The organism is Loktanella sp. DJP18 (genome assembly GCF_049310965.1).
Classification (GTDB): domain Bacteria; phylum Pseudomonadota; class Alphaproteobacteria; order Rhodobacterales; family Rhodobacteraceae; genus Loktanella.
Genome location: NZ_JBMERN010000108.1, coordinates 1 through 12,669 on the forward strand (window position 1 = coordinate 1; position 12,669 = coordinate 12,669).

The 12,669-nt window shown below is 63.6% G+C and carries 13 protein-coding genes; 6 read left to right on the forward strand and 7 right to left on the reverse strand.

The window, feature by feature from the left end; genetic code table 11:
* Positions 1–420: hypothetical protein (locus tag ACOI1H_RS19900; protein WP_422439598.1), on the forward strand; the 420-nt coding region annotated here is incomplete at its 5' end.
* A gap of 38 nt (positions 421–458) precedes the next feature.
* A complete protein-coding gene (locus ACOI1H_RS19905; protein WP_422439600.1) occupies positions 459–902 on the forward strand; it encodes an ASCH domain-containing protein in 444 nt (147 codons plus the stop codon).
* Between the two features lie 2 nt (positions 903–904).
* Here ACOI1H_RS19905 and ACOI1H_RS19910 read toward each other — a convergent pair whose 3' ends face one another.
* From ACOI1H_RS19910 to ACOI1H_RS19930, 5 genes are all read right to left on the reverse strand, one after another.
* Positions 905–1,555, reverse strand: a complete 651-nt coding sequence (locus ACOI1H_RS19910; RefSeq protein ID WP_422439602.1) for a hypothetical protein — start codon at positions 1,553–1,555, stop codon at positions 905–907.
* A gap of 96 nt (positions 1,556–1,651) precedes the next feature.
* Positions 1,652–2,398, reverse strand: coding sequence for a hypothetical protein (locus tag ACOI1H_RS19915; RefSeq protein WP_422439604.1), 747 nt, complete (start codon positions 2,396–2,398; stop codon positions 1,652–1,654).
* A gap of 85 nt (positions 2,399–2,483) precedes the next feature.
* Positions 2,484–4,046, reverse strand: coding sequence for an acyl-CoA synthetase (locus tag ACOI1H_RS19920; protein WP_422439605.1), 1,563 nt, complete (start codon positions 4,044–4,046; stop codon positions 2,484–2,486).
* Complete coding sequence (locus tag ACOI1H_RS19925; protein ID WP_422439607.1) at positions 4,046–5,215, reverse strand: acetyl-CoA acetyltransferase; 1,170 nt, start codon at positions 5,213–5,215, stop codon at positions 4,046–4,048. The genes ACOI1H_RS19920 and ACOI1H_RS19925 overlap by 1 nt, the downstream gene beginning before the upstream one ends.
* Before the next feature lie 11 nt (positions 5,216–5,226).
* Positions 5,227–6,012 carry an IclR family transcriptional regulator gene (locus tag ACOI1H_RS19930; RefSeq protein WP_422439619.1) on the reverse strand — a complete coding sequence of 262 codons (786 nt, stop codon included), beginning with the start codon at positions 6,010–6,012 and terminating at the stop codon, positions 5,227–5,229.
* Between the two features lie 163 nt (positions 6,013–6,175).
* On the opposite strand from ACOI1H_RS19930, the gene ACOI1H_RS19935 reads away from it, so the two are divergent.
* The 4 genes from ACOI1H_RS19935 to ACOI1H_RS19950 are packed head-to-tail and all read left to right on the forward strand — an operon-like array spanning position 6,176 to position 9,784.
* Positions 6,176–7,180 (forward strand): DctP family TRAP transporter solute-binding subunit, encoded by a 1,005-nt coding sequence (locus tag ACOI1H_RS19935; RefSeq protein WP_422439609.1) that lies wholly within the window; start codon positions 6,176–6,178, stop codon positions 7,178–7,180.
* Positions 7,181–7,234: 54 nt separating this feature from the next.
* Entirely contained in the window at positions 7,235–7,726 is a 492-nt protein-coding gene (locus ACOI1H_RS19940; RefSeq protein ID WP_422439611.1) for a TRAP transporter small permease, read from the forward strand.
* Positions 7,719–9,035, forward strand: a complete 1,317-nt coding sequence (locus ACOI1H_RS19945) for a TRAP transporter large permease (RefSeq protein ID WP_422439613.1) — start codon at positions 7,719–7,721, stop codon at positions 9,033–9,035. The genes ACOI1H_RS19940 and ACOI1H_RS19945 overlap by 8 nt, the downstream gene beginning before the upstream one ends.
* The gene (locus ACOI1H_RS19950; RefSeq protein WP_422439614.1) at positions 9,032–9,784 is read left to right on the forward strand and encodes an SDR family NAD(P)-dependent oxidoreductase; all 753 of its coding nucleotides are present in this window, start codon (positions 9,032–9,034) and stop codon (positions 9,782–9,784) included. Before ACOI1H_RS19945 ends, ACOI1H_RS19950 begins: the two co-directional genes overlap by 4 nt.
* Before the next feature lie 234 nt (positions 9,785–10,018).
* On the opposite strand, the gene ACOI1H_RS19955 is transcribed toward ACOI1H_RS19950, so the two are convergent.
* Positions 10,019–11,524, reverse strand: coding sequence for a tetratricopeptide repeat protein (locus ACOI1H_RS19955; protein ID WP_422439616.1), 1,506 nt, complete (start codon positions 11,522–11,524; stop codon positions 10,019–10,021).
* A gap of 71 nt (positions 11,525–11,595) precedes the next feature.
* Positions 11,596–12,669, reverse strand: a 1,074-nt coding sequence (locus tag ACOI1H_RS19960) for a VPLPA-CTERM sorting domain-containing protein (RefSeq protein ID WP_422439617.1), incomplete at its 5' end; no start/stop codon positions are given.

Sequence of the window (12,669 nt, forward strand, 5' to 3'; positions counted from 1 at the left end):
GCTGTCGCTTCCTTTGTATTGGGGAGGCTTTGGTCCGGCTTGGAGGTTACAATCGCATCTAGGCAGAGAACTTATGCTGAGTTTTTGCGTGGCTGCCCTCACTACTCCGAGTTGCGCGCCGGTCCTGTCGGGTTTACCCAGCCCTTTCTGGAAAAGTTAAGGCATGTAAGCGCCGAAATTCAAATTATAGGTTCACACCGGACGTGCCAGCTTATGAATGAGTATCTCCACACTTTGGGATACCTCATGGGTGTCAGCTTAAGTCTACCGCTTAACGACCCTGCTTATCTGGAACCTGAAGGTGCCGCGGAGGAGCTATATAACAAGCTGTTGGAGCAGATGCGTGCAGATACGCTTGGTTGGACAGCATTCGGCTTGTGGGAGAGATTGCATATGTATCGACGGAGAATCAGTAAATGAACTGCCATTTTTACTATAAATTTTAGGAGCTTCGGCAGATGATACAACAAGACGACTACGACGCCATCGTGGACCTGAACGACCTCTACCCCGGGGTAGGCACCTTTAAATTCGGCAACAACAAGGCCGAATGTCAGGCGCAGATCGAGCTTGTCCGCAAGGGTCTGAAGTCTGCGAATGTCGCGCCCTGGCGCGATCTGAAGGACGACCCGGATGCCATGCCGGTCGTCGGGCGCTGCGATATCGCGGCAAACTGGGGTGGATCTCCGGCGCTGGTCGTCCGCACGACCCGCGTCGAACATGTCCGCTTTTGCGATGTGACCGAGGAGATGGCGGAGGCCGAGAGCAGCACCTACACTTTGCAAGGCTGGCAAACCGCCAAGGAACACTGGTTCAAGCGCAACGGCGGCTGGTCCGACGATATGCCGCTCGTGTTCGAGTTCTTCGAACTGGTCGAGGATCTGGACGGGCGCAGCCTGTAGGACTACTGCCGCACCAGATTGACGTCGAACCCACCCGCGCTGACCGTGATCAGCGCCAAGGCCTGTGACCGATAGACGGCGGTCATGGCAAGGGACTTGAAGTTGAACGGCGACAGGTGCCCTTTGCCGGCGACCACGCGGTAGGACATCGTGCAGATCACGGTGTCGCCCTGCGTATCGATTGCCGTCGTGGCCAGCTGCACCACGCGGCGCCCGTCATACATCGCCATCGGGTTCGGACAGGTCTTGCCAAGGGCAAGGATGCCAAAGACCTCTGCCGTGGTCAGGGTCCCGACGGGTACCTGCGCTGGCACGGACAGCGCTGTCATGTCGTCGGTCGGTGAAACGGTCACGGCACTGACCGTGTTGCCCTGCCGCGTGATCGCGATATCGCGGGTCTTGCTGCCACGGTTCTGGCCGACGTAGTCGACCGCAGTGCCGTTGGCGCGTGTCGTCGCCTCGAACGTGCCGTCGGCGACACCCAGCGGCGTGTTGTCGAGGCGGGAGAGGAGGTGCACGTCTTGGCCGCTGCCATCAAAGCCGAGCGTGCCGAGCTGCCGATTGCCAAGCATCATGGCATAAGTCTGAGATTGCGCCACGGCGGGCCCGGCAAGCAGAATGGCGAGGGCGGCGATCAAGGGAAGGCGAGTCATGGCGTGGTCCGGTTTCTCGGTTGCGTTGGCCCCGACATAATCCAAGACCTATGCGTATGCGATAACATTGCGCGCGACGAAGACGATATCCGCCCTTCAGTCGGTCGATCGATTGGCAGGCCGGGCCGCACCAGCCAGCAAAATCACTTCGAAGGTCACGCAGACCCGGTTCGTGTCCGTGGCCAGATCGCCCGCGACGGCTGGCCCGTCAAAGCCGACGGCCATCACGCCTTTGCCCGCGTCACCCGTCAGCAGCACCTCTGTCGCGAGGTCATCCAGTCCTGCCCGCCCCGAGAGCCGCGTGCCGATCAGGCTGCCCAAACCTTTGATTGCCGACACGGGGAAACCTGCGACGGCGGCGATCTTTCCCAAGGCATCGTCGATGATGACGTTGGGACTGATCGTGGCGAGAACCGCATTGGGAGCATCGACCGGCCCGGTGCGCGTCGGGCGAAACAGCGTGAACCCGGTTTCTGGATCGGGTGTGCTTTCCATCCGCGCCCCGTCCAGCACCCAGACATCGACGGGGTGATCGACAGCCAAGACCGTTGCTTCGGCCAGCAGATGCCCCGCATGGGGTGTCCCGGTCCGGTCCCACCACAGGCCGTGGACATGGGCGAAGCCTGCCCCATCGCGCCAGCCCAGATGCGCCCCGGCCAGCGTGATCGTGGCGTCGGCGAGCACTGTTTGCGCACCATACCACGCAACGTGGCTGTCATCAGGCGACGGCGCGGGGCGGACAAAGGTCAGCACCTTGACCTGCACGTCGCGCAGGTCGAACCATGCCCCCTTCCCCCCTGCCGCGTCGACCATCGCCTGCAACAGGGTCGATCCCGCTCGCAACGTTGCGCGCCTTCTGGTTGCCACGCAGGGTAGGGTCGTGATCCGCCTTGCCGCGATCGGACCGGGGTGAACCAGATGCCGTCCCTCAGACACCTGCAAGATCGCCTCTCGCGATCAATTCGGCGCGGATCAGCTTCTTGGTGATCTTGCCGTAACCGGATTTCGGCATTTCGTTCCAGAACACCACCGCCTTCGGCATCTTGTAGCGCGGCACACGGGCACGCAGCCAGTCCAGCAGCGTCGCCGGATCGGGTGCCGGCCCCCGCGCCACGCAGACGGCGACGCCGACTTCGCCCCAGGTCGGGTCCGGCATCCCCAGCACCGCACATTCGCTGATGTCGGGGTGCTCCAGTATCTTCTCCTCGATCTCTCGGGGGTAGATGTTTGATCCGCCCGAGATGTACATGTCCGACGCCCGGTCCGTCAGGAAGAGGAACCCTTCGGCATCCATGTGGCCCAGATCGCCGGTCAGAAACCATCCGTCGCGGAACGCCTTGGCATTGGCATCCGGGTTGTCGTGATAACCGGCAAAGACGGCGGGCCCGATGACCGCGACCTCGCCCGTCTCGCCGGTGGCGACCTCTTGCCCCTCGGCGTCCTGCACCTGCACCTGCATGCCCGTCCGGGCAAAGCCGCAGGTGCCGATCCGCATGACGGCATCGTCCACCGCATGATGCGCGGGCGGGAGCACCGTGATGTTGCCGGTGACCTCGCCCAGGCCGAAGTACTGCACCAGAACGGGTCCCAGCACATGCAGCGCGCGCACCTGATCGGCGCGGTACATCGGCGCGCCGGCGTAGATCACGTAACGCAGGGACGAGTGGTCATGAACGTGAACGGCGGGGTGTTCGACCAGCAGCTTCACGATGGTGGGCACCGTAAAGGCGTTGGTGACGCGCCAATGTGCCACCAGCCGCCAGACCTCCTCCGGGTCGAACTTCGTGCCACCCGGCAGGATCGTCTTTACCCCATGCGCCACCTGCGCCAACTGATGGATTCCCGCGCCATGCGACAGCGGTGCCACGACGATGGAGGCATCGTCAGGCCCCGTCCCCGGCATCAGATCGCAGAGGTGGTTGGTTACGACAAAGGCCATCTGCCCATGGGTCAACACCGCCGCCTTGGGCTTGCCCGTCGTGCCGGAGGTGAAGAAGAACCACGCCGGATCGTCGCGGTCCACCACGGCAGGGACGACCGTTGCATCTGCATGGTCCGCGACGAGCGTGTCGTAATCGTCATTGCCCGCGCCGCCGATGGTGACGGTGAAGGACGTGTCGCAGGCGGCGATGTGTGACGCGAACTCTGCCTCCGCCAGCAGCCCTTTCGCACCGGACGAGGCCGCCAGCCAGGCCACGTCCTCCGGCGTCTGGCGATAGTTGGCCGGCACCCAGACGCAGCCGAGTTTCCAGCAGGCAAAAGCCGCCTCGAACATCTGGTTGCAGTTGGCGGATTGCACCAGCAGGCGGTCGCCTTTCCGCATCCCGTAGCGGTCGCGGAGCGCAGCGGCAAAGGCAGTGGACCGCGCCTCCATTTCGGCCCATGTCCATGTCGCGTCACCCCAGACGAGGCCGATATCCTCTGGCTGCCGCCGGGCGGAGTCGGTCAGGAACTGCGACAGGTTCATCACGCGGGTCGACACGGGCCGCATCACGCGACCCGTTCGAGGATCGAGGCATAGCTGGCGACGGCAGCCCCGCCCATGTTGAACACGCCCGCCAGTCGGGCATTTGGAATCTGCATTCCGCCAGCCTCATTCATCAGCTGCATCGCGGCCATGACGTGCATCGACACGCCGGTCGCCCCGATGGGGTGGCCCTTGGACTTCAGCCCGCCTGATGGATTCACTGGCAACCGCCCGTCCTTCGCGGTCCAGCCTTCGCGGATCGCGCGGCCGCCCTGCCCCGGTTCGGCCAGCCCCATCGCTTCGTATTCCAGCATTTCGGCCACGGTAAAGCAGTCGTGCGTTTCCACGAAGCTCAGGTCGTCGATCGACACGCCGGCCGCAGCATAGGCCTGACCCCAGGCGCGTCGCGCGCCGTCGAACCGGGTCATGTCGCGGCGCGACAGGGCCAGCGGTTCGTTCGTGTGGGTGCGGGCGCGGAAGCGGATCGCGCGGTGCAAGTCTGCCGCGACGTCGGGGGCCGCCAAGACCAGCGCCGCCGCGCCGTCGGACACAAGCGAACAGTCCGTGCGCCGCAATGGTCCAGCCACGAGCGGGTTCTTGTCCGACACGGTGTTGCAAAAGGCCACGTCGAAGTCGCGACGCATGTGGGCGAAGGGGTTCTGCATCCCGTTGGCATGGTTCTTGGCGGCGATCATCGCCAGTTCCTCGGACCGGTCACCGTAACGTTGGAAATAGTTGCCCGCGATCTGGCCGAACAACCCGGCGAACCCGCCGCCGACGCCCTGCTCCTCGCGCAGATAAGAGGCACCGAGCAGGATGTCACCGACCTCTGCCCCCGGTGTCGCCGTCATCTTTTCCGCCCCGACGACAAGAGCCACCTTGCCCCGACCGCTGGCGATGAAATCCATCGCGCCGTGAAGTGCCGCAGATCCTGTGGCGCAGGCGTTTTCGTAGCGGGTGGCAGGCACGCAGGACAGCGCGTCGTTGCCCATGCCGACCAGCGCACCCTGAAAATCCTGGGCTGAAAAGCCGTTGTTGAAGACACCGACGAAGATGCCGTCCACGTCCTCGGCCGACACGCCCGCATGATCCAGCGCCGGCCCCGTGACCTCGGCCATCAGCGCTTCGGTGTCGGGGGCATCGCTGCGGCCGAATGCGGTGTGGGCCCAGCCCACGATGTAGGGATCGGTCATGTCGTGTCCTCTCAAGCAGTCTGCAGCATGCGCCGCGCCAATCGTGTCTCGATGTCATGTGCCTCGCGCATCAGCAGCGCGGCCAGTTCCGCGTCGCGTGGCGGCTGCATGCGGCTGTCGATGGCTGCGATGGACAAGGCCCCCGCGACCGATCCGTCCGGTCGCCGCAAGGCTACGCCCACGCCCCAACTGCCGCCCACGATGCGACCAGGGTTCAGTGCGAACCCCCTTGCCCGCGTGGCCGCCACGTCGCTGCGCAGCAGATCAGCATCATAGGTCGGATAGTCCGTAGCCAACCGTGCGGCGTTGTCCGCCAGCACCACGTCGACCTCTGCATCCGTCAGTGCGCTGAGCATGGCAAGCGAGCCGGCACCGATGCCAAGGGGATGCTGCGCGCCCGTTTCAAGGGCGTGGGTGCGGATCGGGAACGCCCCCTCCTCTCGATGCAGGCAGACGGCAGCGGACCCGCGCCGCATGTTGACGAAGGCCGTATCGCCGCTGGCCCGCGCCAGACGCACTACCGCGTCCGCCGCGATCTCCAGCAGGCCATGCCGCGGCGTCGCCAGCGTGCCAAGGACGTAGGCCTCTTCGCCCAAATGATAAAGGCGCGTTCTCGGATCCTGTTCGACCAGTCCGCCCCGAATCAGCGCCAGCATCAGGCGGCGTACCGTCGGCTTGCCCAGACCGGATGCGACAATCAGATCCGACAGCGCCAATCCACGCCCGCCTGCACGGCCGGCAATCTGCAACAGGGTCAGCGCCCGGTCCACGGCCTGACTGCCGCTGACCGGAGACATATCGGCCGAATCGTTCACAATATGGACCACCTTGCCACAAGACCCTTTTGCATGGCCGAATTCTCTCTCAAGACCTGCTCATTTCTTGGGGTAAATCAAGAAATATCTTGCCCGCGTCACCGTTCTCTGTTCCACATTGTAGACATTCGAGGGAGGAGTAACCATGAAGATGATCACAAAGGCCACGCTTGCCGCTTTGTTCGCCACCACCGTTCTGTCCGGTGCGGCCCATGCCGAAACGCTGCGCCTGTCGCACAACACCGGCGACACCACGACCTGGCAGAAGGGGGCCGACCGCTTTGCAGAACTGGTCGCCGAAAAGACCGACGGTGCCTACGACATCCGTGTGTTTCCCAACGCGCAGCTTTCGGGCGGCGACCAGATGAAGCAGGCCGAAATGGTCGGCCGTGGTGCGCTGGACCTTGTGGTGACATCGGCGATCAACGTGACGCCGCTGGTGCCGGAAATGGCCGTCTTCTCGCTTCCCTATCTGTACGCCGACTATGCACAGGTCGATGCCACGACCCAAGGCGAACCCGCCAAGCTGCTGGAGGATATCCTGCGCGAGAAGGGCATCGAGGTTCTGGCCTGGGGCGAGAACGGTTTCCGCGAAGTCACCAACAACGTCCGCCCGATCACCTCGCCCGACGACATGAAGGGCCTGAACATGCGCGTCGCAGGGCCGATGTATATCGACGTGATGAACGCCCTCGGTGCCAACCCCCAGCAGATGCAATGGGGCGAGACGATGACCGCCTTGCAACAGGGGGTCGTCGACGGGCAGGAAAACCCGATCGGAGCAGTGATCATCCCGCAGCAGGTCTTCGAAGTGCAGAAATACCTGACGACCTGGCATTATTCCTACGATCCGATCTTCCTTGGTGTATCGACCCAGGTCTGGGAAGGTCTGGACGCCGGGACGCAAGAGCAGATGCGCGAAGCCGCCAGCGAAGCGATGGAATATCAGCGCCAGATCACGCGCGAAGGCACCGCCGAAGGCGTCGCCTTTTTGCGTGAGAAGGGGATGGAGGTCTATGAGCCCTCCGAGGATGAACTTGCCGCTTTCCGTGCGGCGACGCAGCCCGCCTTCGACACCTGGGCCGACAAGGTCGGACCAGAAATTGTCGGCAGTTTTCAGGACGCCATTGCCGCGACCCCGGCGAATTGACGAACTGGCGCGGTCCGGACACCGGGCCGCGCCGATCCGGGGAGGAAGACAGCCATGCGCTTTGTGCTGCAGGAATTCGAGAAGATCGTCTGCGCCGTGCTGTTCATCGGCATGACGCTGATCGGCTTTACCAATGTCGTGGTGCGCTACGCCACCCACTATTCCTTTGCGTCATCCGAAGAGGTTCTGACCAACGGTTTTCTGGTGCTGACCGTCTTCGGGGCTGCCATTGCCGCCCGGCGGGGCGAACATCTGGCGGTGACGCTGGTGCAGGACGCCCTGCCCCGACGTGCGGCGCAGGTGGTCTTTGGCCTGTCCGTCCTCCTGTCGGTGCTGCTCCTCGGGGCGTCGGCCTGGTTTTCATGGGTCACAATGATGAACCAGATCGACAGCGGCATCCGCAGCTACGCGCTTGGCTTGCCCGCCTGGTGGTATCAGATCGGGCTGCCCTTCGGATTTGCGCTGATCATTATCCGTTATTTGCAACATGCGGCCGAGACATGGCGCGCGCCCCGCGCAGAGCCACAGGCGACCCCCGGTGTCTGACATCCTCGGGATGGGTGCCGGCACCCAGATGATCGTCGCCTTCTTTCTGCTGATGGCGCTGCGCGTGCCGGTGGCCTTTGCGCTTGGTCTGTCGGCGATGTTCGCCATGTGGCAGATCGGTTTCGGCTTTGAACTCGCAGGCGACCTGATCGCCACCGGGATCGCCAAGTATGCGTTGCTTGCGATCCCCTTTTTTATCCTTGCCGGCACCCTGATGGGCACATTGGGCATTGCAGAGCGGATGATCCGTTTCTTCCGTGTCCTGATCGGAAACCTGCCCGGCGGCATGGGCGTGGTCGGCACCGTCGTCTGCCTGTTCTGGGGAGCCGTCTCCGGCTCTGGCCCCGCGTCCGTCGCCGCAATCGGGCCGATGATCATCAAGGGCATGCAAGAGGACGGCTATCCGCGCGCTGCCGCGGCAGCCCTCGTCTGCACCGGGGCCGCGTTTTCCATCGTCATCCCGCCCTCCATTGGCCTCGTGATTTACGGCGTCATCGCGGAAACATCGATCTCGGCGCTATTCACCGCCGCGATCGTGCCCGGCCTGTTCATGGGCCTGCTCATGCTGATCGTCCTGCCCTTCATCAAGCCACGCGGCCGCGAGGGGCTTGACCGCCTCGCCCCTACACCCGCAAGCGATGGTTATTGGCGCGATCTGGGTCGCACCTTTCGCGGCTCTTTCTGGGGTCTGATGACCCCCGTCGTGATCCTTGGCGGTATCTATTCCGGCATCTTCACCCCGACAGAAGCGGCACTGGTCGCCACGGTCTATGCAATCGCCGTGGGTGCCTTCGCATACCGCACGCTGACGGTGCGCACGCTCTACGACGCTTTGACCGAGGCGGCAGCTTCGTCTGCGGTGGTCATGCTGGTCGTGGCCTATGCCAGCCTTTTCGGGTGGGTCGTCACGGTCGAGGATCTGGTTGGCCAGTACTCCGGCCAGTTGCTGGGGCTGTCTGACAATGGCGCAGTGATCCTGATGGTCATCATGCTGATCCTGTTGATCGCGGGCATGTTCATGGACCCGGTGACGGTCATGTTCATCTCTCTGCCGATCTTCATGCCGGTGGTGCGCGAACTGGGCTGGGACCCGGTCTGGTTCGGCGTGCTGGTCATGGTGAACCTCGCCATCGGTTTGATCACGCCGCCCGTCGGCATCAACCTTTACGTCGCGGCCAACATCACCCGCCTGCCGCTGGAACGCATCGCACGCGCGGCGCTGCCCTTTCTGGCCGTCAGCCTCATCGGCCTTGCCATCGTGGCGGCGGTCCCCGCCCTGTCCCTGTTCCTGCCGGAGATGCTGAAATGATCGACACCGTCGCCCTGATCACCGGTGCCGCTCGCGGCATCGGACTTGCCACAGCGACCCTGTTTCACGCCGAAGGCCGCCGCGTCGTGCTGCTGGACCGTGACGCGGACGCACTCTCGGCCGCTGTGGCCAACTTGCCCGGCGCACTGGGCGTCACCTGCGACGTGTCGATCCAGCAAGACGTCGCGCAGGCGCTGGCCGAAATCGAACAGACCTGCGGCAGGCTCGATATACTGGTGAACAACGCCGGCGTAGCGGATTTCGGGCCGCTGGCCGACACCGATTTTGCCCGGTGGCGTCGCGTGATGGACACGAACCTCGACGGCGTTTTCCTGATGTCGCAAGCCTGCCTGCCGCTTCTTGCGAAACGGGGCGGTGCCATCGTGAACATCGCCTCGATCTCGGGCCTGCGGGCGTCGACCCTGCGGATCGCCTACGGCACGTCCAAGGCTGCCGTCATTCACCTCACGAAACAACAGGCGGCGGAACTGGGCGAAGTCGGCATCCGCGTGAACTGCGTCTGCCCCGGCCCGGTCAATACCAAATTGGCACTTGCCGTCCATTCGCCGGCAATTCGCGCCGCCTACCATGACGCGATCCCCTTGAACCGATACGGCACAGAACGAGAGATCGCCGAGGCGATCTGCTTTCTTGCCAGCGACAAGGCGAGCTACGTGACGGGCCAAATTCTGGCCGCAGACGGCGGATTCGAATCGACCGGCGTAGGACTGCCCGCCCTGCGGACCTGATGACTGCCAAATCTTTGCGGATCATGGCCCATATCTTGGTCCCTGCGCACAGTAACGCGGGCGATAGGCGAAGGCCGGCGATCACGCTGCGGTGCTGATCGCCACGGCCCACGATGACATCGACTGTGCAGCGCTCGCGCGGTTGGGTGGCCCGGTCATCGATACACGCAATGCGATAGCCCGTCGGGGGTTGGCGGCGGACGGGGTCTGGAAGGTGTGACAGGCGGCGCGGCGCTATTGCTGCGACTGCGCTCGGTCCTGCATGTCGGTTGCGGCCGGTGCACCGCCGGACAGACTCACGGCCTGTTCCGACAATCGAAGAACTTCGGCAACGTCGCCGGCTTCCAGGCGCAGACCCGCGAGTTTTACAAGGCTTGGCCAATGGTTTGGATCACGCAAGAGGGCAGCCCGGAAAGCCGCCTCGGCGGCGGCTCCCTGTCTCCGAGACTGCTCGATTTCACCCAGCATGTATTGCGGCTCGAGCCACGCTGGCGCGGCTTCAGCGGCTGTGGCCGCATCCTGGGCGGCAGCGTCGAGGTCGCCCAGCCGGATATTCACCATGCTGCGCCCCCGCAGCAGCGGGGCATCGCCGGCAAATTGTGCAATCGACTTGTCGTAGATCGTCTTGGCATCCTCGTACTGCCCTGCGGCCCCGAGGATGGCCGCATGTTCGCGCCACGCGGCCGGATCATCGGGCATCATTTCGGTCAATCGGGTCGTCGCAGCAGTCGCTTCCGAAAAGTTGCCCGTCGCAAGGTGTGCCCGCGCAAGGATCGTCAAAGCCTGGCGCGAGACATCCGCTGATCCACTGGCTCCCGCGGCGCGTTCTGCAGCCGTCACAGCCTCGGCCGTTCGCCCCAGTGACAGCAGACCAATGGCATATTGCAGATTGGCAAACGCGTCGACTGGCTCTGCCTCTGCAGGGGCAGCCAGCGACAGGACCGCCTTGTCGGCCTGCCCGAGATTGACGAGCACGGCACCCTGCGCCTTGAGAAGGGCATTGTCCTGCGGTGCATCCCTGATCCCCTGCTGGTAAAGCGTCAGGGCCTTTTCGTAGGCACCAAGCTGGGCATGGGCGTTGCCCAGCGCAAGGATACGGCGCGCGTCGGCATCTGCCATGGTTGCCGGATCGCTGAAAAGCGCAAGCGTGTCCTCTGGCCGATCGGCCCTGTTGTAGACAAACGCCAGTTCCGTTCTGGCACCGGATGTTCCTGTCACGTCGGCCGCCAAGGCCGCCTCGAGGTGGAGAATGGCGCGGGTCAGATCGCCGGCATCCGCATGGGCCGTGCCAAGGCGCTGATGTGCAGGACCATAGGTCGGCGCAATCTCGATCGCGGATGCCCAGTGGCGCATGGCGTCCGGCTTGTTTCCCGAAGCCTCGGCAAGGTCGCCCCATTTGACCCAGGCACTCAGACGAGCTGGATCAATCTCGACCGCCTTGGCATAGGCCGCGTCCGCTTCGCTCGACCGACCGCCAAGCGCCAACGTCACGCCCAGGACTTCCCAGGCGATTGCGTCCTGCGGCACGACTGAAAGTCGCTTGCGAACGAGATCTTCAGCCCGCGCGATGTTGCCGCTATCGAGCGCTCGAGAGATCGGCAGGAGATAAGCGGTGTCTTCGGACGGCTGGGGAATCAACAACTCATTTCCAAATGTAGCAGCGCCGGCGGTCTGTCCGACGGCCGAGAGAAGGAGGAACGTGATGGTCCGGATGTTTGGCCGAAGCGAGATCGATGACATTGCCAGCTTCCCCGAGAATTGGAGAATGCGGCGTGCTGCACGCCGCATTCCTTGATTTTCTGAAGGTTGGATCAGGCTTGCCGGCGACGCAAGAACGCAAGGCCAGCGAATGCGGTCAGGATAAGCGGCAATCCGGCCGGCAGCGGAACGGCCGGAACCCCGCCGCCGGTAAAGGTATCGGATTCGCGAGCGACGATACCGCCGTCGACCAGACCATAGGTCAGGAACGCGGCATCGCTCCCACCCGTGCGTTCGAATGTGACGTCGGAGGTGAAGGTCCGGTCCACGGAGCGATCGAAGGTTCCCGTCGCACTGTCGCCGCTGCAAACGCCGATGTCCGCGCCCGTGCAGACGGCGCTGACGTCGATTCCCTGCAACGCACCAAGACCCAGGTCGCTGACGCTGACAGTGCTGTAGTCGGCAAAGCCGGCGGTAATGCCGGCCGTGACGTCGGCGATGATGTCAGCCGCACTTGTCGAACTTGCATAGGCCGTCGCCGCAGCGCCGAAAGGGGTCACGTAGGATGCGGTGATCGTCGCCAGACTCCCGTAGGACAGCGTCACAAGCGAGATGTCGTTTGCGGCCAGGGTAGCCTGCGCACCGGCAAGATCGCCCTTGGCAGAGGCGTCCGTGAACACGAACATGAAGCGATTCGATCCAGGCCGCCAGTCAAGGTTCTCCCCTGACAGTGCAATGGCGGTCCAACCTGACTCTGGAAAATCGCCGCCACCGTCTGGCACGTTGAGTTGCACGGAATTCACGTTGGCGGTGAACGTCGGGTTGTCCGTGGTCAGGCCGCCACCGATGATTGCCAAGGCGTTGGGCCTCGATTCTGTCAGGGTCGCTGCTTCCGAGAAGACCCCGACGCTGGCGGCCACATCGCCAAAGCTGGTTTCAAGGGCCGAGAACAGGCCGCTTGATGCAGCCTTTGCCGCATCGACCTGTGCACCCATGCTACCTGATGTATCGATCAGGAAATGGACATCGATGACTGCATCCGTAGGGCCCGTCGCTTCGATGACGACAGTCTTCTCGATTGTCACTGTTTCGCCGACGGCCAATTCCGCGCTGTAGCTTTCCGGACTGATCGTATCTGCAAAAGCGGGGACCGCAGCCAAGCCTGTCGAAAAGGCGAGCGCGGTCAT

Bases quoted from the DNA above. Each gene is read 5' to 3' on its own strand.
- ACOI1H_RS19905 (WP_422439600.1), top strand. From the start codon at position 459: ATGATACAACAAGACGACTACGACGCCATCGTGGACCTGAACGACCTC.
- ACOI1H_RS19910 (WP_422439602.1), bottom strand. From the start codon at position 1,555: ATGACTCGCCTTCCCTTGATCGCCGCCCTCGCCATTCTGCTTGCCGGG.
- ACOI1H_RS19920 (WP_422439605.1), bottom strand. From the start codon at position 4,046: ATGCGGCCCGTGTCGACCCGCGTGATGAACCTGTCGCAGTTCCTGACC.
- ACOI1H_RS19925 (WP_422439607.1), bottom strand. From the start codon at position 5,215: ATGACCGATCCCTACATCGTGGGCTGGGCCCACACCGCATTCGGCCGC.
- ACOI1H_RS19930 (WP_422439619.1), bottom strand. From the start codon at position 6,012: ATGTCTCCGGTCAGCGGCAGTCAGGCCGTGGACCGGGCGCTGACCCTG.
- ACOI1H_RS19935 (WP_422439609.1), top strand. From the start codon at position 6,176: ATGAAGATGATCACAAAGGCCACGCTTGCCGCTTTGTTCGCCACCACC.
- ACOI1H_RS19940 (WP_422439611.1), top strand. From the start codon at position 7,235: ATGCGCTTTGTGCTGCAGGAATTCGAGAAGATCGTCTGCGCCGTGCTG.
- ACOI1H_RS19950 (WP_422439614.1), top strand. From the start codon at position 9,032: ATGATCGACACCGTCGCCCTGATCACCGGTGCCGCTCGCGGCATCGGA.
- ACOI1H_RS19955 (WP_422439616.1), bottom strand. From the start codon at position 11,524: ATGTCATCGATCTCGCTTCGGCCAAACATCCGGACCATCACGTTCCTC.